Origin of the sequence: Amycolatopsis sp. cmx-8-4, from assembly GCF_046548675.1 — a bacterium.
Taxonomy (GTDB): Bacteria; Actinomycetota; Actinomycetes; order Mycobacteriales; family Pseudonocardiaceae; genus Amycolatopsis.
This window is the reverse complement of the sequence record NZ_JAEBDZ010000038.1, coordinates 39,600-60,172: the sequence shown is the minus strand read 5'-3', so window position 1 is coordinate 60,172 and position 20,573 is coordinate 39,600. Positions and strand designations below refer to the sequence as shown.

The window sequence follows — 20,573 nt, the reverse complement described above, 5'->3', positions numbered from 1 at the left end:
ACGTCTCCTACCGGTAGGTGAGCAGCTGGGCCGCGTCCGCTTCGAAGTGCGGATGCTCGTTGAACGACAGCATCGTGACGCCGCCGCGGCCGGACACCAGCTTGGTGATCCCGCCGTTGACGGTGACGCGGTTGAGCCTGAGCAGGCCCACCTCGGGCGTGCCCAGGAGCGCGCCGCAGACGGTGGCGATCACGCCGCCGGAAGTGAACACGACCGCGTGCTCCCCCTTGCCCAGCGTCGCGACCAGGTCTGCCAGCGCGCCGCGGCAGCGGGCGAGGAACGCCGGCCACGTCTCCGCGCACGGCCCGTCGGCGCCCGCCTCGATCCACGACGTCAGCGCCTTGCCCAGCACGCCCTGGTAAGCGCGCGAGTCCTCTTGCGGCGCGCCGCCCGCGTGGTGCACGCCGATGTCGACGTGGTCGTACTCGTTCCAGCGCGGGTCCTCGACCACCGGGACGTCGGTTCCCACTACCTTCAACGCCGTCGCCGCGGTGTCGCGTTGCCGCGCGAGCGTGCCGGACCGGACCTGACTGAAGAAGACGTTGCGGCGCAGTAGTTCCGCACCGACCACAGTGGACTGTTCGAAGCCGCGCGGGGACAGCGCGTCGTAGTCCGCCGCGCCGAACGACGCCTGTCCGTGCCGGACCAGGTAGATCGCGCCCACTCAGACCTTCCCCTTCGCGATGATCTCGCGGCAGCGCCAGTCGAGGTAACCGACGAACTGCCAGAAGTCCTTGAACGCCGGGTTGCGCGTGGCGCCGTCGTGGTAGCGCCGGTAGAGCTGCTGCAGCACCGCGGCGAGCCGGAACAGGCCGTAGACCTCGTAGAACCGCCAGTCGCCGATCTCCAGCCCGGTCTTCCCGGCGTAGCGCGCGACGAACTCCTCGCGGGTGAACGTGCCCGGCAGGTGCGTCGGCTGGCGGCGGCTGGCCTGCATGACGTCGTCGTCGCCGGCCTCCACCCAGTAGGCCAGCATGCTGCCCAGCTCCATCAGCGGGTCGCCGAGCGTCGCCATCTCCCAGTCGAGGACACCGGTGATGTTCAGCGTCTCCGCGCCGTCCAGCACCAGGTTGTCGAGGCGGTAGTCGTTGTGGATCAGGCAGATCTTCACCTCGCCGGGCTGGTTCGAAGCCAGCCACGCGCGCACCTCGGCGAAGTCGCCGACGTTGTCCGTGCGCGCCGCGGTGAACCGGTCCGACCAGCCGCGGATCTGCCGCTCGACGTACCCCGCGCCCTTGCCCAGGTCGCTCAGCCCGGCGCGCTCGACGTCGACGGCGTGCAGGTCGACCAGCCGGTCGACGACCTTGCCGGACAGCTCGCGCGCCTGCTCCGGCGTGAGCGTCATGCCCTCGGGGAGGTCGCCGCGCAGGATCAGGCCGTCGAGCTTCTCCATCACGTAGAAGTCGCCGCCGAGCACGGCCGGGTCGTCGCCGAAGGCGAGCATCTTCGGCACGTACGGGAACACCGGCTTGAGCGCGTGCTGCACGCGGTACTCGCGCCGCATGTCGTGCGCCGACGCGGCTTTGTGCCCGGCCGGCGGGCGGCGCAGGATCAGCTCCCGGTCGGGGTAGGTCAGCAGGTAGGTGAGGTTCGACGCGCCGCCGGGGAACTGCCGGACCCGCGGCGGCTCGGCGCCGAGGCCTTCGACGCGGACCGCCAGCCACTCGTGCGCCGCTGCGGCGTCGAAGACGTCCTCGGCGCGGACGTCGACCGTGCTGTCGGTGCTGTTGATGCTCACGCGAACTTCCGCAGGATCCAGACCGGCACGACGCGCATGGCGAGGCTGAGCGGCACCCAAGGCCACGCCGGGACGTACGCCCGCGAGCCCTCGGCCTCGATCGCCTTCACCAGCGCGCGGGCCCCGGCGTCGGCCTTGGCCAGCAACGGGTTCCGGCCGATCCGGTCGTTCATCTCGGACTCGATGTAGCCCGGCCGGATGTCGGTGACGGCGATGCCCTTGCGCTTCAGCTCCGCGCGGGTGCCGTCGACGAAGGTCGAGATGCCCGCCTTCGACGCGGCGTACGCGGTGAGGTTGCCGGGCAGGCCGCGGATCGCGCTGAACGACGAGACGACGGCGATGTGCCCGGAGCCCTGCTCGCGGAAGATCCCGGCGGCCGCTTCGATCTGCGCGGCGGCCGCGACGAAGTTGACTTCGAGGGTCTGGCGGTTGGCGTCGAACCGGCCCTTGCCGACCGGCTGCCCCTTCCCGAGCCCGGCGTTCACAATCACCCGGTCGAGGGACCCCAGCTCGGCGCGGAACTCCTCGAAGACGCGGAAGACGCTGTCGTGGTCGGTGACGTCCAGGGTGCGCGTCGCGACCTTGATCCCGGGGTGGGCCGCCATGAGCTCGGCGGCGAGTTTTTCGAGGCGCTCCGTGCGCCGGGCGCACAACGCGAGGTTGCGTCCCTTCGCCGCGAACTGCCGGGCCATGCCCTCGCCCAAGCCGCTGCTCGCGCCCGTGATCAGGATGTTCTTCCGGAGCGTCATGGACCGGATGCTACCCGGTGGTAATAAGACCGGTGGCCCGGCGCTGGGGGCGTCGCCGGGCCACCGGTCATCGCGCGGCCACACCGGCCGGTCGCACAACGCGGCCGGGTGAACCGGAGCCGGAACCGCTCACGCGGCCGGTTCGCCTGCGCCCGGGTGGGCCGTGAGGGGAGGCGGAGCCACCGGCGCAGGCAAGTCATACAAGCGCGTCCGCCCAGGCCGGGGCAATGGTTCACAGTTGCCAGTACTAGCCCGTTCGCCCGAGTGGACGCACGTCCGGAGCGATCGAGCACCCCCGTGAAGAGGGACGCGGATCATGCCCGGAATCCTGCTAACGTGCACCGTGTCGGGGATCGTCGGGGGACGGCACGGGGCGGGTCGGATCGGCAATGGCGGGCAGCACGGCGGACCACGTGGTGAGCGGCGGTCAGGAAGGTGAACGCACCGCGTTCGCCACCCGGCTGCGCGCGGCCATCGCCAGCAGCGGGCTCTCCCTCGACCGCATCCAGGCCCGGCTGCGAGCCCGCGGCGTCGTCGTCAGCGTCACCGCGCTCAGTTATTGGCAGTCCGGCAAAAGACAGCCGGAGCGGCAGAGCTCCCTGTCGGCGGTACGCAGCCTCGAAGAAATCCTCGACGTGCCCGCCGGGTCCCTGCTCGGCCTGCTGCCCCCGCCACGCCCCCGTGGCGGCGCCGGGAAGCGCCAGGCCGGCGGCGAGCCCATGTCGTTCCCGCGCGAGGTGCTGCTGCCGATGCTCGCCAAGGTCGGGGCGCCGGACGCGCTCGAGCGCCAGCACCCGCTGAAGATGGTCGGGCTGCACGACCTCTGCGAGATCGCCGAGGACGGCGGCCAGCGCTCGGTGACCGCCCGCGCGGTCTTCCAGGCCGGCACCGACGGCCTGGACCGCTGGCTGCTGGTCTACACCCAGGACGACCCGGCCGCCGAGCCGCCGGAGCTGCACGCGGTGCGCAACTGCCGGGTCGGGCGCGCCGAGGTCGACGAGAAGCACGGCCTCGTCGTCGCCGAGCTCGTCTTCGACCAGCCGATCGACCGCGGCGAGACGCACCTGATCGAGTACACGCTGACCAACAGCGGGCCGCCGTACCCGGAGTGCCGCAACACCCACTACCGCGAGTTCCGCCGCCCGGTGCGCGAATACCTGCTGGAGGTCCGGTTCGCGCCGGGCACCGCGCCCGGCCACTGCTGGCAGTACTCGCGCAACGACAACGCCGGCTCGATGTCACGCCGCCCGCTGAAGCTGGACGGCGCGGACGGCGTGCACGCCGTGGCCCTCGACTTCGGCCCCGGCGTCTTCGGCATCGACTGGGAGTAGCGGCTCAGGAAAGCTTGGTGCGCAACACCTTCCCGGTCGCGTTGCGCGGCAGCTCGTCGAGGAACTCGACGTCGCGGGGTACCTTGTAGCGCGCCAGGTTCGCCTTGACGTAGTCGCGGACCGCGTCGACGTCGAGGTCCGCGCCGTCGGCCAGGACGACGAACGCCTTGAGCCGCTGGCCGAACTCGGGGTCCTCGACGCCGATCACCGCCGCCTCCAGGACGTCCTCGCGCTCGACCAGGAGGTTCTCCACCTCGATCGGGAACACGTTCTCGCCGCCGGAGACGATCATCTCGTCGTCGCGGCCGTCGATGAACAGGAGGCCGTCCTCGTCGAAGTGGCCGACGTCGCCGCTGGAGAGCAGGCCGTCGATGATCTCCTTGTGGCGGCCGTCGGTGTAACCGCCGAAGCTGAGGCCACTGCCCACGAACACGCGGCCGGTGACGTGCGGCTCGGTGACCCGGCCGCCCTTTTCGTCGTACAGCGCGACTTTGCAGCCGACCGGCGCGCGGCCGACCGTGCCCGGGGCCTTCACCCAGTCCTCCGGCGTCGCGACGGTGGCCACGGCGACCTCGGTCGAGCCGTACAGGTTGTGCACGACCGGGCCGAACGCCTCGTTCGCGCGGTTGCCGAGGTCCGGCGACAGCGCCGAGCCGGCGACGAAGACGATCCGCAGCGACGACGTGTCGTACTTGCCGAGGACGTCCTTCGGCAGGTCGACGATGCGCTGCAGCATGGTCGGCACGAGCACCAGCGCGGTGCACTTGTGCTCGGCCACCCCCCGCAGTGTCTCTTCGGGACTGAACTTGCGGCGCATCACGACCGTCGAGCCGAGCGCGAAGGACAGGATGAACTGCGACAGCCCGGTGCCGTGGAACAGCGGCGCGCCCATGTAGGTGGCTTCGTTGGCGCGCAGCGGGATCCGGTCGAGAAACTGCGCCGAGGCCAGCGCCGAGGTGTGCGGCCGCGGCGCGCCCTTCGGCGTCCCGGTGGTGCCGCTGGTGAGCAGCACGAACCCGCCCGGCTTGGCGGGCGCGGGCCACGGCCGGTCGTCGGTGCTGGCGATGATCTCGGCGAGCACCGGGACGTCCCGGTCGGACAGGTCGCTGCCCTCGTCGACCCAGGCCAGGTAGCGGTCGACGTTCTCCGGGATGGCGTCGAGCAGGCCGGTGAACTCCTGGTCGTACACCAGCGCGGTGACGTTCTCGCGCTTCGCGACGTCGGCCAGCTGCGGCTTGGCGAAGCCGGTGTTCATCAGCAGCAGGCGGACGCCGAGCTTGCCGGCCGCGGCCATCGTGAGCACGAGGCCGCGGTGGTCGCGACACAGCGCGGCGACGACCTGGCCGGGCTTGATCCCGCGCTCCGACCAGGCCCGGGCCAGCGCGTTCGACTGGTCGTCGAGCTGCTTGTAGGTGAGCGGGCCGACCTCGTCGACGATGCCGACGGCGGTCGGGTCGCGGCGCGCGGAGATGTGGTTGGCGCCGGCGAACGGCCCGTACTTGCGGATCGCGACCAGGGACCGGAGGCCTTCGTCGACGCGGGGAAAGGGCACCAGCCCGGCCCGCCGCATCACGTCGACACTGCGCGCCGTCTCGGCCACCTTGTCCGCCACCTGCGTGGCGAGCGCGACCAGACTCATCCGGGCACCTCCGTTGCTGCGGGAAGAGACCCACGCCGACGGCACGACGTACCGGCGGTATGGGGGCTACTGGACAGTAAACCAAGCCCGTCGCCCCCGCACCAGACGCACTCGCTCCGAAACTGTCGGTGGTGGTCGGCACAATGAGTCCGTGCAGGTGATCGCGGGGCAGGAGGAGGACGGGAGCTTCACCGTGCACTCGCCGTCCTCGACCGTGACCGGCCTGGACGAGGCGGGTTTCGCGGCGCTGGCCCGGGAGCTGGAAGCTGCGCTCGATCCGCGGTGGGTGTTCCCGTCCGTCGAGGTCACCTACCCCGTGCTGGTGGCGGCCGGGGTGCGGCTGCGGCGTTGTCACGACCTCTCGCTGGCGGAGGGGCTGCTGCTGGCGCACGCGGGTCAGGAGGGGCAGTCGCGGAGCCTGCGCGCGGCCTGGGCCAGGGCGAACGGTGAGGAGCCGCCGTCGGATTCGGCGACCGTCGAGCTGGCTCAGCCGACGCTGTTCGACACGCGAACACCGACGCTGCCCGACGGCGTGACGGTCGTCACGGCGGTCCAGCGCGTCCTCGCGGAGCAGGACCGGCGGGCCGCGGCGGTCGAGCACCCGGACCGGTTCCGGCTGCTGCTGGCCGCGGAGTCGGCGAGCGCGCTGGCCGCGGTGGAGATGGCGGCCGACGGCCTCCCCTGGCGCGCGGACCTGCACGAGACGCTGCTGGTCTCGCGGCTGGGTCCCCGCGTGCCGGCCGGGCACCGGCCGAAGGTGCTGGTGGAGCTGGCGGCGAAGATCACCGAGGCGTTCGGCGGGCGCGCGGTCAACCCGGACTCGCCGCCGAGCGTCGTGCGGGCGCTGGCCCGGGCCGGGATCGAGATACCGTCCGCGCGGAAGTACTTCCTGAAGGGGATCGACCACCCGGCGGTCGGGCCGCTGCTGGAGTACAAGGAGCTGTCGCGGCTCTACACGGCGAACGGCTGGACGTGGCTCGAGGAGTGGGTCACCGACGGCCGGTTCCGCCCGCACTACGTCGTCGGCGGGGTGGTGTCCGGGCGGTGGGCCAGCCGTGGCGGCGGGGCGTTGCAGATCCCGAAGGTGCTGCGCACGTGCGTCCGCGCGGACCCGGGCTGGAAGCTGGTGGTGGCCGACGCCGCGCAGCTGGAGCCGAGGGTGCTGACGGCGTTGTCGGGCGACCGCCGCCTGGCCGACGTCGCGGCGGCGACGGACCTGTACGCGCGGCTGGGCGAGGCGCTGTTCTCGGGCGCCCGCTGGGTCCCCTTGTCACCGGACGACGACCGCGACGACCGGGCGCGCGCGAAGATCGCGATGCTGTCGGCGATGTACGGCGGCACGTCCGGCGAAGCGGGGCCGTTGCTGGCGCTCCTGCGGCAGCGGTTCCCGGACGCGGTGTCCTATGTGGAGCACGCGGCCCAAGCGGGCGAGCGCGGCGAGCGCGTCCGGTCCCGGCTGGGCCGCACCTCGCCGGCCCCCTCCGCGGCCTGGCGTGCCCTGACCGGCGGCCTGGCGTCGGACGAAGCGGCGGAGCTGAAGGCCCGCCGGGCGTCGCGCGGCTGGGGCCGGTTCACGCGCAACTTCGTCGTCCAGGCGAGCGCGGCGGACATGACGGCGGTGATGCTGGCGACCTTGCGCCGCCGCTTGCCGTCACCGGCGCACCTGGTGTTCTTCCAGCACGACGAGGTGATCGTCCACACGCCGGCCGACCTGGCGCCGGAGGTCACCACGTCCATCATGGACAGCATCACGGAGGCGGCGACCATGCTGTTCGGCGAGGCGTGCCCGGTCCGCTTCCCGATGCACATAGCCCCGGTCGACACCTACGCCGACGCGAAATAATGCCCCTTCAGTCACACGAGATACTTCAGAAATCAGAGACCACAAGGAGCACTGCGAAACCTCCGGTCGGCGCAGCGGAGTGTGCAGCCAGTGAACACGCGACTCCGACCGGGTGGTAGTACATCAACCAGCCAGCCCTGTCGCACACCGAACCCTACTGACTACGTTCGGAGCATATGGCGAAGAAATCAACCAGACGACTGCTGGGAAGTTTATGGGGTTATCTGCTCCTGGCCTCGGTGATCTGGCTGTGGTTCCTGCCGTCGATCGGTCCCGGCGTGATCGCCATCCTCTCCGGTTTCGTGGTGCTCTACAGCTTGTTCCAAGCACCGATGTGGTGCTGTGCCGAGAACCGCGACGGTGGTTTGTGCCGCAACAACGCCTACGGCATCCTGCTCGGCTGCCACGTCCGACACCATAAGTGGCAGAAGATCAAGATGGCCGTCCGGCAGCAGTATTGGGGCAAACTGGGGCGGCGGGTGTTCAGCGGCGTCGGCGGGCAGGCTGCAACCTTCTCCGCCTTCGCCGGAATGCTTTCCGCGTGTGTGGCCACCGCGACCCTGATCGCCAAATGACCTGGTCAGAAACCGATCTCGCGTGATCCGGCGCGCATCTCGCGTGATCAGAAACGGATCTCGCGTGATTGGGGGCGTAACACGCGTGATTGGGGACGCATCACTCGTGATTGGAGGGTCGACACGGCGTCAGGCCAGGGCGTCGTCCAAGGCCTTCGTGATCCGCTTCAGCGAGACTGGGTGGGCGGTGCCCAGAGTCTGGGCGAAGAACGAGACCCGCAGCTCCTCGATCATCCAGCGGACCTCGTCCAGCGCCGGGGACGACGTGCCCGGCGGGAGGGACGCGACCGCCTCGCGGTACTCCGTCGTGATCCAGGCGATGTCCGCCGTCCGCTGCAGGTCGCGGGTCGGTTCCGACACCAGCTTCTCCAGGCGGCGCGAGATCCCTTGCAGGTAGCGGACGACGTTGCGCAGCCGGGACGCGCCCGTCGCCGTCACGAAGCCGGGGTACACCAGCGACGACAGCTGCGCGCGCACGTCCGCCAGGGACTCCGCCGGGCCGCGGGTCGAGGGCAACGCCACCTCGACGTCGTTCGCCGCGCGCAAGATCTTCTCCACCTCGGTCAGGACCTCCAGCACCGTCTGGTGCAGGCCGGCCCGGACCTTCTCCAGCAGCGACGCGAACCCGGCTTCGTCGAACGCCGGGCCGCCCGCGGTGGCCATCAGGGCGTCCACCGCGCAGTCGACGCAGTCCTCCAGCAGCGCCGCGACGCTGCCGTGCGGGTTGCGGTTCAGCACCAGCTTCGAGGAGTTGGACAGCGACCGCGTGATGAACTTCATCGGCGAGCTCAGGTTGAGCCGCAGCATCCGCCGCGTACCCGCCCACATCGCGTGTTCCTGCTGGGCCGGTGTGTCCAGCATCCGGACCGCCACCGTCGCGCCCTCGTCGACCAGCGCCGGGTACGCCTTGACGTCGTGGCCGCGCTGGGTCGAGGCGAAAACCCTTGGCAGTGAACCGAACGACGGTTTCGTCAGGCCCGCCTTCTCCAAGCTGTTGGCCGCCTTCGAGATGGTCTCCCGGACCTTCGGCGCCAGCTTGAGCCGCAGCAGCGAGATGTCCTTGCCCTCGGCCACGCGCTTGCCGCGCTCGTCCACCACCCGGAACGTCACCTTCAGGTGGTCCGGCACCGAAGAAAGGTCCCAGTCGGAGAACGGGATCGTGATACCGCGCAACGCACGCAGCTCGCGGCCGAGCACCTCCAGCAGCGGACCGTCCGAAGGGGACACTCGCGAAAGGACGTAATTCGCCGTGTCGGGCGCCGGGACGAAGTTGCGGCGCACCGCCTTCGGCAACGACTTGATCAGCTGCGTCACCAGTTCCGTACGCAATCCCGGCACCTGCCAGTCGAAGCCGTCCTCGGTGACCTGGTTCAGCACCGGCAGCGGGATGTGCACGGTGACGCCGTCGGCGTCCGCGCCCGGCTCGAACTGGTAGGTCAGCGTGAAGACCTGCGTGCCCTGCGTCCACGAGTCGGGGTAGTCGCCCTCGCGGACGCCGCCCGCGGTCTCGTTGATGAGCATCGACTTCTCGAACGACAGCAGGTCCGGCTGCTCGTGGCGGGTCTTCTTCCACCACGTGTCGAAGTGCCGCACCGAGACGACGTCCGCGGGCACGCGGGAATCGTAGAACTCGTACAGCGTCTGGTCGTCGACCAGGATGTCGCGGCGCCGCGCGCGGTTCTCGAGGTCCTCGACCTCTTCCAGCAGCGCCCGGTTCTCGGCGAAGAAGTGGTGGCGCGTCTGCCAGTCGCCCTCGACCAGCGCGTGCCGGATGAACAGCGCCCGCGACATCTCGGGGTCGATCCGGCCGTAGTTGACGCGCCGGTCGGCGATCAGCGGGACGCCGTAGAGCGTCACCTTCTCGATCGCGATCACCGCGCCCTGCTTGCGTTCCCAGTGCGGCTCGGAGTAGTTGCGCTTGACGACGTGCTGCGCCAGCGGCTCGACCCACTCCGGCTCGATGCGCGCGTTGACCCGCGCCCACAGCCGGGACGTCTCGACCAGCTCGGCCGACATCACCCAGCGCGGCTGCTTCTTGAACAGCGCCGAACCGGGGAACACGCCGAACCGGGCGCCGCGCGCGCCCAGGTAGTCGCCCTTCGCCGGGTCCTTGAGCCCGATGTGCGAGAGCAGCCCGGCGATCAGCGACGTGTGCACCTTCTGCGGGTCGACCGCGTCGGTGTTCGTGTTCAGCGAGATGCCGAGCGGCTTGGCCAGCTGACGGAGCTGGCTGAAGATGTCCTGCCACTCGCGCACGCGCAGGTAGTTCAGGTACTCGTTGCGGCACAGCCGGCGGAACTGGTTGCTGGACAACGCCTTCTGCTGCTCGGCGACGTACTCCCACAGGTTCAGGTAGGCCAGGAAGTCCGACGTCGGGTCCGCGAACCGCGCGTGCTGCTGGTCGGCCTGCTGCTGCTTCTCCGACGGCCGCTCGCGCGGGTCCTGGATGGACAGTGCGGCCGCGATGATCATCACTTCGCGGACGCAGCCGTTCTGGGCGGCTTCCAGGACCATCCGGCCCATCCGCGGGTCCACCGGCAGCTGTGCGAGCTTGCGGCCGGTCTCGGTGAGCCGCCGGTCGCTGTTGCCGGCGGCTTCGCTGTCGAACGCGCCCAGCTCCTGGAGCAGGCCGATGCCGTCGGTGACCTGACGGCGGTCCGGCGGCTCGACGAACGGGAACGCGGCGATGTCGCCCAGCCCCAGCGACGTCATCTGCAGGATGACCGAGGCCAGGTTGGTCCGCAGGATCTCCGGGTCGGTGAACTCGGGCCGCGCCTCGAAGTCGTCTTCGGAGTAGAGCCGGATGCAGATGCCGTCCGACGTCCGGCCGCAGCGGCCCTTGCGCTGGTTCGCCGACGCCTGCGACACCGGCTCGATCGGCAGCCGCTGCACCTTGGTGCGGTGGCTGTAGCGCGAGATCCGCGCGGTGCCCGGGTCGACGACGTACTTGATGCCCGGCACGGTCAGCGACGTCTCGGCGACGTTCGTCGCGAGCACGACCCGGCGCCCGGTGTGCTGCTGGAACACCCGGTGCTGGTCGGCCGCCGACAGCCGCGCGTACAGCGGCAGGACCTCGGTGCCGCGCAGGTCGGCGCGGTTGAGCACGTCCGCCGTGTCGCGGATCTCGCGCTCGCCGGAGAGGAACACCAGCACGTCGCCCGGGCCCTCGGCGCACAGCTCTTCGACGGCTTCGAGGATGCCTTGGGTCTGGTCGCGCTCGTCGTCACCCTCGGGGTCTTCGGGGTCGACGAGCGGCCGGTAGCGGACCTCGACGGGGTACGTGCGGCCGGAGACCTCGACGATCGGCGCGTTGTCGAAGTGCTTCGAGAACCGCTCCGGGTCGATGGTCGCCGAGGTGATGATCACCTTGAGGTCGGGACGCCGCGGGAGCAGCTGCTTGAGGTAGCCGAGGATGAAGTCGATGTTGAGGCTGCGCTCGTGGGCCTCGTCGATGATCAGCGTGTCGTACTGGCGCAGCGCCCGGTCGGTCTGGATCTCGGCCAGCAGGATGCCGTCGGTCATCAGCTTGACCAGCGTGTCCTGCCCGGACTGGTCGGTGAACCGCACCTTGTAGCCGACGGTGTCGCCCAGCTCGGTCTTGAGCTCGCTCGCGATCCGGTCGGCGACCGTGCGCGCGGCCAGCCGGCGCGGCTGCGTGTGCCCGATCTGGCCGCGGACGCCGCGGCCCAGCTCGAGGCAGATCTTGGGCAGCTGGGTGGTCTTGCCCGAGCCGGTCTCCCCCGCGACGATCACGACCTGGTGCGCGGCGATGGCCGCGCCGATCTCGTCCTTGAGCCTGCTGACCGGCAGCTCTTCGGGGTATTCGATCTTGGGCACGCTCTCGCGGCGCGACAGCAGGCGCAGCTCGGCGGCGTCGACGTCGGCGGCGATCCTGGCGAGAGCGGAGTCGCGGTCGCGGGCCTTGCGGGCACCGTCGAGCCGCCTGCGCAGCCGGTGCTCGTCGCGCGGCATCAGCTCGGGCAGGCGCGCACGCAGCGCTTCGAACGGGGATGGTGTGGACATACTCGGGCCAAGGATAGCCGTGCGTGACGAGGCGGGCTCCTGAATATCCCCGCGGCGTGACCGGGCCCACCCGCGACCAGCGCCCCAATGTGGCGTTGGGTGCGCTCAACGCACCCAATGTGGCGTTCGGTGCGTCCAACGCACCCAACGCCACATTGGGGCGTTCGGGGTCAGCCGGGCTGGCCGGGCTGCTGCGGGTACTGCTGCTGCTGGGCGTACGGCTGCTGCTGCGGGGCCTGGCCGGGGAACTGCTGCTGCGGCTGGCCCGGGTAGCCCTGCGGGGCGCCCGGCGCCGGCGGCTGCTGCGCGAACTGCTGCTGCGGCTGCGGCGCGGCCTTGGACCGGTTGAGCACCAGCGAGACGACGATCAGCGCGACGCCGACGAGGCCCAGCACGATCCCGAACGTGGGCTGCATGTCGTCGGCCCACGAGAGCAGCCGGAACTCCATGTCGAACTGCTCGAGGACGAACGTGCCGAAGCCGAGGACGGCAAACAGGATGCCGATCCGCATCATGATGGAAGACATGGAAAACCCCCAACGGGCAAGGAAAACGGGAGCAGACCGCCCCCGACGGCCCGCGATGGGACTCGAACGATAACGACCGGTCCGGACCCTGTCCCCGGGTTTCCCGATTTGTTACCTCACGTCCGCTGGAGCGAGTCCGGGCCCAGGTCGGCGAGCGTCCGGTGGCCGGAAAGTCCCATCGTCAGGTCGAAGTCGGCCAGCAAGCTCCGCAGCACGTGCCGCACGCCGTCCTCGCCCGCGTGCGCCAGGCCGTAGACCCACGGGCGGCCCACCAGCACCGCGCGGGCGCCGAGGGCGATCGCCTTGAGGACGTCCGCGCCGGTGCGGATCCCGGAGTCGAACAGCACCTCCAGCCGGTCGCCGACCGCCGCGACGATGCCGGGCAACGCCTCCAGCGCGCCGATCGCGCCGTCGACCTGGCGGCCGCCGTGGTTGGAGACGACGATGCCGTCCATCCCGGCCTCGGCGGCGCGGCGCGCGTCGGCGACGTGCTGGATGCCCTTGAGCACGATCGGGCCGTCCCAGTGCTCGCGCAGGAACGGCAGCTGGTCCCAGGTCCGGTCGGCGCCGGTGATCATGCCGAGCCAGCGCAGGATCGCCGTGCCCGAGTCCTCCTCCGGCGTCTTCTCCAGCAGGCCGCGGAACACCGGGTCGGTGAACGCGACGGCGAGCCCCTCGCCCTTGAGGAACGGCAGGTAGCCCTGGTCCAGATCGGACGGTCGCCAGGCCAGCGTCCAGGTGTCGAGGGTGACGACCAGCGCCGTGTAGCCGGCCGCCTTCGCCCGCGCCAGCAGGCTCGCGCAGACGTCCGGGTCGCCGGGCCAGTACAGCTGGAACCAGCGCGGGCCGTCGCCGTTGGCCGCGGCGACGTCCTCGATGCCGGTCGACGACGCCGTGGAGAGGATGAACGGCAGGCCGACCGAGGCCGCGGCCCGCGCCGTGGCCGACTCGGCGCCGGAGTGCACGATCGACTGGACGCCGACGGGCGCGACGGCCACCGGCGCGGGCAGCCGGGTGCCGAGCACCGTGGTCGCCAGGTCGCGGTCGGTGGCACCGGTCAGCATCCGCGGCACGACGCGCCAGCGGTCGAACGCCTCGCGGTTGGCCCGCGCGGTGGCGCCGGAGCCGGCCGCGCCCGCGACGTAGGAGAACGGCCCGGGCGCCATGACCTCGCGCGCCGACGCTTCGAGCTTCGTCGCGTCGGTCGAGCACGGCGGCAGCTGACCACCGAGTCCCTGCAGGTAGAGCTCGTTCTGGTAGCTGCCGAAGCGTTCGGTCACGTCTGCCTCCTCGCGTTCGAACGCGCACTGTACTCGCCGGTAACGCCCCCGTGCCTCAGGCGGGAGGACGCCGCATCGGCTGCATGGGCGGGCCGCCGGGTGGCGAGAACGCGGGGCCGTGGTCGGCGAACCCGAGCCGCCGGTAGAGCCGTGTGCTGTCCGGCGAGCTGGCTTCGAGGTAGGTCGGCGCGCCCACGGCGTCGTAGCGGTCGAGGCCGTGGCGGAGCAGCCGCGCGCCGACGCCTTCCCGCTGCCGGCCCGGCCGGACGCCGATGAACTGCGCGTGCCAGTGCGGTTCACGCGGCTCGCGGGCGGCCATCAGCCCGAGCAGCGCACCCAGCCGGTGCAGCTCGTCGTCGTCGAGCCCGGGGATCATGAGGTCGCCGTCCCCGCCGGCGGGGGTCCAGATCACCGCGGCCGAGTGGTCGGTGGTCAGATCGACGCTCCCGGCCGCGAAACCGAACTCGGCGAGCGCGCGGAAGAACGCCGGGTGGGCGCGGGTGCGGCGGCGGTCGTCGCCCGGGAAGACCCAGCGGCTCATCGGGTCGTCCTGGAACGCGGCGACGAGGATGCCGATGACGACGTCCACTTCGGACGGATCGGCGGCCCGGACGTCGCTCATCGGCTGACCGGCTCCTCGGCCTCGCGGACCGGCCCGCCGATCCCGGCGTAGACGTCCGGGCGCAGGGTGCGCAGCGACTCGCCCCGCAGGAAGCCGACCAGCCCGGCCAGCACCAGCAGCCCCGGCAGGCCCCAGCGCAGCAGCGGGTTCGCGCCCGCCGGCCCGAGCAGGACGTCGAAGTGGGCGACGATGAGCACCAGGATCACGCTCAGTGCCAGCGTGGCCAGCAGCGGCGCGATCAGGCGCCGCCAGCGCGTCTCCGCCCCCGGATGACGCCGGAAGAAGCCGACCACCGACAGCGAAACCGCGATCATGATGATCGTGACGCCGGTCGAGGCCGTGACGCCGGTCCAGGTGAACAGGTCGGTGAACGGGTCGCGGCCGGCCAGCGCGAACACCGCGACGACGACGAACGCGATCGTCGTCTGGACCAGCGAGCCGCCGATCGGGGCGCCGGTGCGCATGCTCGTGCGGCTGAACCCGACGGGCAGCAGCCCGTCCCGGCCGAGCGCGAAGAAATACCGTCCGACCGCGTTGTGGAAACTCACCATCGCGGCGCATTGGCTCGTCAGGAACAGGACGTAGGCCACGTGGGAAAACACCGGACCGAGGTGTTCCCCGGCCAGCCCGAACAGCAGTCCCGGCCCTTCGGCGACGGCCCGTTCCACGATGTGGTCCGGCCCGGTCGCGACCGCCATTCCGAGCGAGGAAACGACGAACAGCACGGCGGTCAGGCCGATCGCGATGTAGGTCGCCCGGCCGACCGTCCGGCTCGGGTCGCGGCATTCCTCGCCGTAGGTCGCGGCGCCTTCGAAACCGAGGAAAACCGCGATGGAAAAGGCGAAGACCGCGCCGACACCCGTCGTGAACAGGCTCGACGGCGAAAGCGGCGTCAGCGAGACTTGGCCGCCGGCCGGGTGCGCGAACATCCCGATGTCCGCCACCACCAGCACCGCGACCTCCAGCGCCAGCGCGACACCGAGCACCTTGGCGTTGAGGTCGATCCGCAGCACTCCGGCCGCGCCGACGACCAGCACCATCAGCAGCGCGATCAGCCACCACGGCACGTGCACGCCGAACAGTGCGGCGAGCCACGTCGAAACGGAAAGGCCGAAGATGCCGTAGATCCCGAGCTGGATCGAGCTGTAGGCGACCACTGTGACGTAGGCGACGCCGGTGCCCGCCGATTTCCCGATTCCGTGGGCGACGTACGGGTAGAACGCGCCGGCGTTCGTGATGTAGCGGCTCATCGCGGCGTACCCGGCGGCGAACAACGCGAGCACCGGAGCCAGCACCACGAACGAAAGTGGCACGCCGATACTGCCTGTCACAGCGTAGGTCGCCGAAACCCCGCCGGCGATCGCGTAGAGCGGGCCCGCCGCCGCGACCACGAAGAACACTATCTGAACGGCACCGAGGCGCCGGGTGCCGAGGCCGCGCCGTTCCGGCGTGTGCGTGCGCATGAACCTTTCCCACTGCTTGGAAAACCCGTGGTGCCGCCGGGCGCGCCCCATTGCCCCCGCGCCGTTCGAGCCGTAGCTGATCTTGGCGGCGGTCCACAGAGTAGGGGCAGCGCCCCCGCCCGCGGTACGGCCGATCGGGGTAAAACACCCGTGGCGCCGGAAACCGCCGGAAGCCCTACCGCTATCTTCGGGATCCTTCCCGTCGACAGCCCAGGGGGCCCATTTCCGTCATGCGCCGGCTCACCTTGGTCGATTCGTTCTTCTTCCTCGGGCACGACGAGTTCACCGGGCGCGCGGTGCTCGGCCGGACGTCGCTCGGCATCGGGCTCGCCGGCGCGGTGTTGTGCGACCTGTTGTTCGCCGACCGGATCACCGTCCAGGACCGCAAAGTCCGGCCGATCTCCCGGCGGCCGCCGGGAGTTCCGACCATGGACCGGATCTTTTCCGAAATCCTCACCGAATCCGCCGCGTACGGCGTGCGCGACTGGATCGACCACCTCCGCACGACGCTGCCCTCGATCACCGCCGACAACCTCGTCTCGCTCGGGCTCGTGCGCCGGGCCCCGGATCGGGTGCTGTTGCGCCGCACGCACCGCTACCCGCCCGCGGACCTGCTCGTCTCGACGGCCGCGCGCAGCAAGGCCCGGTCGGCGGTGTTCGGCGTCGAGCGGCCCGACCCGCACTCGGCGTGCCTGGCGCTGCTCGCGTGGACCGCGGGGGTCTCCGACCTGTGCGAACCGGAGCTCGGCCGGGCGCAGGTGCGGGCCTGGATGGCCGACACCCACGAGTCGCTGCCGCGCCGCATCGCCGACGTGATCACCGCGGTGGAAGCCGTGGCGGCGGCCGTCGTCTACACCGGCGACCGCAAGTGACCGGCGAGTAACCTGGGCGCGTCAGCCGTCGACGTCCCCTGGAGGAGACATGCGCGCGCACGACGTGGTCCTGTTCGGCGCCACCGGCTTCACTGGCGGCCTCACCGCCGGGTACCTGGCCCGCCACGCGCCCGCGGACCTGCGCTGGGCGCTGGCCGGGCGCAACCGCGGCAAGCTCGAGGCCGTACGCGCGAAGCTCGCGGAGATCGACGACCGGTTCGCGACGCTCGACCTGCTCGTCGCCGACTCGGGCGACCCGGCGTCGCTGCGCGCCGTCGCCGAGGCCACGAAGGTCGTGATCACGACGGTCGGGCCGTACCTGAACCAGGGTGAGCCGCTGGTCGCGGCGTGCGCCGAGGCGGGCACCGACTACGTCGACCTGACCGGCGAGCCCGAGTTCGCCGACCTCATGTACCTGAAGCACGATCGACGCGCGCGCGAGACCGGCGCGCGGCTGGTGCACGCGTGCGGGTTCGACTCGATCCCGCACGACCTCGGCGCCTGGTTCACCGTGCGGCAGCTGCCCGAGGGCGTGCCGCTGCGCGTCGACGGTTACGTGCGGGCGAGCGGGATGCCGTCGGGCGGCACGTTCCTCAGCGCGCTGACCGTGATGTCCCGGATGCCGGCCGGGGCGCGGGCGGCTCGCGAGCGCGCGGCCGCCGAGCCGCGGCCGGCGGGCCGGTTCGCGCGGGCCCCGCTCGGCCGGCCGCACCGGGTGGCCGGCGCGGGCTGGTGGGCGGTACCGCTGCCGACGATCGACCCCGAGATCGTCCGCCGGTCCGCGGCCGCGGTCGAGCGCTACGGCCCGGACTTCACCTACCGGCACTTCGCCGCGGTCAAGCACCTGCCGGTGCTGGCGGGCGGCGCGGCCGGCGTCGGCGCGCTGTTCGCCGCCGCGCAGGTCCCGCCGGCCCGGCGGGCGCTGTCCCGGCTGCTGGCGCCCGGCAACGGACCGAGCCCCGAGCGCCGGGCGCGGTCGTGGTTCTCGGTGCGGTTCGTCGGCGAGGGCGGCGGCCGGCGCGTGGTGACCGAGGTGTCCGGCGGCGACCCGGGTTACGACGAGACGGCGAAGATGCTCGCGGAGTCGGCGCTGTGCCTGGCGACCGACGACCTCCCGGAGACGGCCGGCCAGGTGACCACGGCGGCCGCGATGGGCGACGCGCTGATCGACCGGCTCACCAAGGCGGGGATCCGCTTCGAGACGCTCTGACCGTCCTCAGTGGACGGCCCCAAGCGGGCCGTCCACCGAGGAACCCCGGTCAGCCCACCAGCAGGTGGACCAGGTGGCCGACGTTGTGGATCGCGAAGTAGGCGATGTCGGCGGCCGCGTAGACGATGTCCGAGATACCCATGGAAAGTCCTTTCGCCACTGTGTTCAACGGAGAGTTACTGCGCGGTAACACCTTCAGCATTGGGCCGAATGGCCTAACGCACCAGGCTTGGTGATCGTTTTGCCCCGCGCGGGGGATGAATGAGACAAATCACCTCGTCCGGGAAATGAACTGGATCACACGAGGGGTGCGCGGCGCGGCGATCTGTGCCGCGACCGAAGTTTTCACGCGGTTTCACAGGGCCGTGGCGTGAAACTTTGCGGGTGTGATGGATCTTCTGCCGCTCCCGGCACGCGATTAGCGTCTGTCGGGTTCTGCATCGACTTTGGGCGGAACCTCCCCTTTCCCCCAGTTTTCCCGAGGAGCGTCATGAGATTGCCCCAACGGTTCGCCGCGCTCGGCGGGGCGACGGCGGCGGGCATGGTCGTGGTCGGCATCGCCGTCGCCGCGCCCGCGCAGCCCGACCCCACGCCACCCCCGGCGGTGTCCGCCGCGCAGGCCCAGGCCAACGCCACCACCGCGGCGGCCGGCCTGGTCGGCGCCCGCCCGGCCGCCCTGTTCGCCGGGTCGCACGACAAGTTCGTCCAGCGGGATGTGCGGTCCGCGTCCGGCCTGTCCTACGTCGTCTACGACCGGACCTACGACGGCCTGCCCGTGATCGGCGGCGACCTGGTCATCGCCACCGACTCCGCGGGCACCGTGAAGACCACCTCCGTCGCCCAGCAGCAGCCCCTCGGCGACCTGAACGTCCGCGGCGCCAAGCTCACCGCGGCCCAGGCGGACGCCGTCGCCGCCAAGCAGGTCCGCGGGCCGAAGGGCCTGCCCGGCGGGAAGCTCGTCGTCGTCGCCGACGGCAGTGGCCGCCTCGCCTACGAGAGCAACGTCGAAGGCACGGACGACCACGGTGAGCCGAGCAGCCTGAGCGTCTACGTCGACGCCGTGGACGGCCGGGTGCTGCGGACCGTGCAGCACGTCGCCGCGGGCACCGGCACCGGCAAGTGGAACGGGCCGGCCCCGCTGCCGCTGAACACCACGAAGTCCGGCAGCACGTACTCGATGGCCGACCCGAACACGCCCAACCTGGACTGCCGCAACTACAGCAGCGACTCGATCCTCACCGGGACCGACGACAGCTGGGGCAACGGCACCGGCACGAACATCGAGACCGGCTGCGCGGACGCGCTGTTCGTCACCCAGACCGAGAAGAAGATGCTCTCGGAATGGGTGGGCCGCAACGGCTTCACCGGCAACGGCGGCGCCTGGAAGATCCGCGTCGGCCTCGACGACGAAAACGCTTACTACTACAACTCGCGCCCGGCGTACGTGAACCTCGGGCACAACCCGAGCGGCGAATGGGTCGGCTCGCTCGACATCCTGGGCCACGAGATGGGCCACGGCGTCGACGACTACTCCGGCTCCGGCGGCTTCTCCGGCGGCGGCACGCAGGAGTTCATCGCCGACACCTTCGGCACGGCGACGGAGTTCTACGCGAACGAGCCGTCGCAGTACGACCCGCCGGACTACGCGATCGGCGAAGAGGTCAACCTGGTCGGCACCGGCGCGATCCGCTACATGTACGACCCGTCGAAGGTCGGCGACCCGAACTGCTACTCCAGCTCCACCCCGAACGCGGAGGTGCACAAGGCGGCCGGGCCCGGCGACCACTGGTTCTACCTGCTCGCCGAGGGCAGCAACCCGGCGAACGGCCAGCCGACCAGCCCGACCTGCAACAGCACCACCGTGGCCGGCCTGGGCATCCGCAAGGCGATCAACATCATGCACGGCGCCGTCCAGCTGAAGACGTCCGGCAGCTCGTACGTGCGCTACCGCACGTGGACACTGCAGGCCGCGAAGAACCTGTACCCGAACAGCTGCACCGAGTTCAACGCCGTGAAGGCGGCTTGGAACGCGGTCAGCGTGCCGGCGCAGTCGGGCGACCCGACGTGCACCGACTCGACCCCGACCACCACGCCCCCGACGACCACGCCCCCCACCACGACGCCGCCGACGACCACGCCGCCGCCGGGCGACTGCACCGGCCAGAAGCTGCTGAACCCGGGCTTCGAGTCGGGCAAGACGTCGTGGTCCGACCCGAACACCACCATCGGCCAGTGGGGCAGCCGGGCGCCGGCGCGCTCGGGCGGCTACGCGTCGTGGCTCGGCGGCCAGGGCGTGACCCACACCGACACGCTGACGCAGTCGGTGGCCATCCCCGCGGGCTGCCACGCGAGCCTGACCTTCTGGTTGCGCGTCGGGACCGCCGAGACCGAGAACGTCGTCTACGACAAGCTCGTCGTGTTCGCCGGCTCGACGGCGGTGGCCACGTACTCGAACCTCGACCGCAACTCGGCCTACGCGCAGAAGACGATCGACCTGTCGTCCTACGCCGGCCAGACGGTGACGCTCAAGTTCGCCGGGATCGAGGACCAGTCGCTGCAGACATCGTTCGTCGTCGACGACACCGCGCTCACCGTGAGCTGATCCGCGCTCGGTGACCGGCGAGGCCTGCCCCCTACTTTGGTGGCAGGCCTCGTTGCGTCGGCTGCGCCGAGTACTCATGCTTACCCGATCGGAGGTGAG

At 71.1% G+C, this 20,573-nt stretch carries 15 protein-coding genes; 6 read left to right on the top strand and 9 right to left on the bottom strand.

The window, feature by feature from the left end:
* Positions 1–7: 7 nt before the first annotated feature.
* Genes ACLJQZ_RS42960 through ACLJQZ_RS42950 form a run of 3 tightly spaced genes read right to left on the bottom strand, consistent with a single transcriptional unit; the run spans position 8 to position 2,487 of the window.
* Positions 8–664 carry a histidine phosphatase family protein gene (locus ACLJQZ_RS42960; RefSeq protein WP_410626865.1) on the bottom strand — a complete coding sequence of 219 codons (657 nt, stop codon included), beginning with the start codon at positions 662–664 and terminating at the stop codon, positions 8–10.
* A complete protein-coding gene (locus tag ACLJQZ_RS42955; RefSeq protein WP_410626864.1) occupies positions 665–1,738 on the bottom strand; it encodes a phosphotransferase family protein in 1,074 nt (357 codons plus the stop codon). It abuts the gene before it with no gap.
* Positions 1,735–2,487, bottom strand: a complete 753-nt coding sequence (locus ACLJQZ_RS42950; protein WP_410626863.1) for an SDR family oxidoreductase — start codon at positions 2,485–2,487, stop codon at positions 1,735–1,737. The genes ACLJQZ_RS42955 and ACLJQZ_RS42950 overlap by 4 nt, the downstream gene beginning before the upstream one ends.
* A gap of 389 nt (positions 2,488–2,876) precedes the next feature.
* Here ACLJQZ_RS42950 and ACLJQZ_RS42945 point away from each other — a divergent pair, with 389 nt between their 5' ends.
* On the top strand, positions 2,877–3,818 hold the full coding sequence (locus ACLJQZ_RS42945; RefSeq protein ID WP_410626862.1) for a helix-turn-helix domain-containing protein: 942 nt from the start codon (positions 2,877–2,879) through the stop codon (positions 3,816–3,818).
* Positions 3,819–3,822: 4 nt separating this feature from the next.
* Here ACLJQZ_RS42945 and ACLJQZ_RS42940 read toward each other — a convergent pair whose 3' ends face one another.
* The gene (locus ACLJQZ_RS42940) at positions 3,823–5,457 is read right to left on the bottom strand and encodes an acyl-CoA synthetase (protein WP_410626861.1); all 1,635 of its coding nucleotides are present in this window, start codon (positions 5,455–5,457) and stop codon (positions 3,823–3,825) included.
* Between the two features lie 151 nt (positions 5,458–5,608).
* Here ACLJQZ_RS42940 and ACLJQZ_RS42935 point away from each other — a divergent pair, with 151 nt between their 5' ends.
* Both ACLJQZ_RS42935 and ACLJQZ_RS42930 read left to right on the top strand, forming a co-directional pair.
* The gene (locus ACLJQZ_RS42935) at positions 5,609–7,300 is read left to right on the top strand and encodes a bifunctional 3'-5' exonuclease/DNA polymerase (protein ID WP_410626859.1); all 1,692 of its coding nucleotides are present in this window, start codon (positions 5,609–5,611) and stop codon (positions 7,298–7,300) included.
* Positions 7,301–7,476: 176 nt separating this feature from the next.
* Complete coding sequence (locus ACLJQZ_RS42930) at positions 7,477–7,875, top strand: hypothetical protein (RefSeq protein ID WP_410626858.1); 399 nt, start codon at positions 7,477–7,479, stop codon at positions 7,873–7,875.
* A 129-nt stretch (positions 7,876–8,004) separates the two neighbouring features.
* Here the strand turns inward: ACLJQZ_RS42930 and hrpA are convergent, their stop codons facing one another.
* The 5 genes from hrpA to ACLJQZ_RS42905 form a co-directional block, all read right to left on the bottom strand.
* The gene (gene hrpA / locus ACLJQZ_RS42925) at positions 8,005–11,898 is read right to left on the bottom strand and encodes an ATP-dependent RNA helicase HrpA (protein WP_410626856.1); all 3,894 of its coding nucleotides are present in this window, start codon (positions 11,896–11,898) and stop codon (positions 8,005–8,007) included.
* Positions 11,899–12,068: 170 nt separating this feature from the next.
* Positions 12,069–12,425: a hypothetical protein gene (locus tag ACLJQZ_RS42920; protein WP_410626854.1), complete on the bottom strand. Its 357-nt coding sequence runs from the start codon at positions 12,423–12,425 to the stop codon at positions 12,069–12,071.
* Positions 12,426–12,541: 116 nt separating this feature from the next.
* Entirely contained in the window at positions 12,542–13,705 is a 1,164-nt protein-coding gene (locus ACLJQZ_RS42915) for a lactate 2-monooxygenase (RefSeq protein ID WP_326943575.1), read from the bottom strand.
* Positions 13,706–13,760: 55 nt separating this feature from the next.
* On the bottom strand, positions 13,761–14,327 hold the full coding sequence (locus ACLJQZ_RS42910; RefSeq protein ID WP_410626852.1) for a GNAT family N-acetyltransferase: 567 nt from the start codon (positions 14,325–14,327) through the stop codon (positions 13,761–13,763).
* On the bottom strand, positions 14,324–15,790 hold the full coding sequence (locus ACLJQZ_RS42905; protein WP_410626850.1) for an APC family permease: 1,467 nt from the start codon (positions 15,788–15,790) through the stop codon (positions 14,324–14,326). Before ACLJQZ_RS42905 ends, ACLJQZ_RS42910 begins: the two co-directional genes overlap by 4 nt.
* A gap of 230 nt (positions 15,791–16,020) precedes the next feature.
* Here ACLJQZ_RS42905 and ACLJQZ_RS42900 point away from each other — a divergent pair, with 230 nt between their 5' ends.
* From ACLJQZ_RS42900 to ACLJQZ_RS42890, 3 genes are all read left to right on the top strand, one after another.
* Positions 16,021–16,662, top strand: coding sequence for a GOLPH3/VPS74 family protein (locus ACLJQZ_RS42900; RefSeq protein WP_410626849.1), 642 nt, complete (start codon positions 16,021–16,023; stop codon positions 16,660–16,662).
* A gap of 49 nt (positions 16,663–16,711) precedes the next feature.
* Entirely contained in the window at positions 16,712–17,872 is a 1,161-nt protein-coding gene (locus tag ACLJQZ_RS42895; RefSeq protein ID WP_410626847.1) for a saccharopine dehydrogenase family protein, read from the top strand.
* Positions 17,873–18,362: 490 nt separating this feature from the next.
* The gene (locus ACLJQZ_RS42890) at positions 18,363–20,474 is read left to right on the top strand and encodes a M4 family metallopeptidase (RefSeq protein WP_410626846.1); all 2,112 of its coding nucleotides are present in this window, start codon (positions 18,363–18,365) and stop codon (positions 20,472–20,474) included.
* Positions 20,475–20,573: the final 99 nt, after the last annotated feature.

Excerpts from the sequence above, each read along its gene's own strand:
- ACLJQZ_RS42945 (WP_410626862.1), top strand. The coding sequence starts at position 2,877 with ATGGCGGGCAGCACGGCGGACCACGTGGTGAGCGGCGGTCAGGAAGGT.
- ACLJQZ_RS42905 (WP_410626850.1), bottom strand. The coding sequence starts at position 15,790 with ATGCGCACGCACACGCCGGAACGGCGCGGCCTCGGCACCCGGCGCCTC.
- ACLJQZ_RS42890 (WP_410626846.1), top strand. The coding sequence starts at position 18,363 with ATGAGATTGCCCCAACGGTTCGCCGCGCTCGGCGGGGCGACGGCGGCG.
- hrpA (WP_410626856.1), bottom strand. The coding sequence starts at position 11,898 with ATGTCCACACCATCCCCGTTCGAAGCGCTGCGTGCGCGCCTGCCCGAG.
- ACLJQZ_RS42900 (WP_410626849.1), top strand. The coding sequence starts at position 16,021 with ATGCGCCGGCTCACCTTGGTCGATTCGTTCTTCTTCCTCGGGCACGAC.
- ACLJQZ_RS42930 (WP_410626858.1), top strand. The coding sequence starts at position 7,477 with ATGGCGAAGAAATCAACCAGACGACTGCTGGGAAGTTTATGGGGTTAT.
- ACLJQZ_RS42950 (WP_410626863.1), bottom strand. The coding sequence starts at position 2,487 with ATGACGCTCCGGAAGAACATCCTGATCACGGGCGCGAGCAGCGGCTTG.
- ACLJQZ_RS42920 (WP_410626854.1), bottom strand. The coding sequence starts at position 12,425 with ATGTCTTCCATCATGATGCGGATCGGCATCCTGTTTGCCGTCCTCGGC.
- ACLJQZ_RS42940 (WP_410626861.1), bottom strand. The coding sequence starts at position 5,457 with ATGAGTCTGGTCGCGCTCGCCACGCAGGTGGCGGACAAGGTGGCCGAG.
- ACLJQZ_RS42895 (WP_410626847.1), top strand. The coding sequence starts at position 16,712 with ATGCGCGCGCACGACGTGGTCCTGTTCGGCGCCACCGGCTTCACTGGC.
- ACLJQZ_RS42910 (WP_410626852.1), bottom strand. The coding sequence starts at position 14,327 with ATGAGCGACGTCCGGGCCGCCGATCCGTCCGAAGTGGACGTCGTCATC.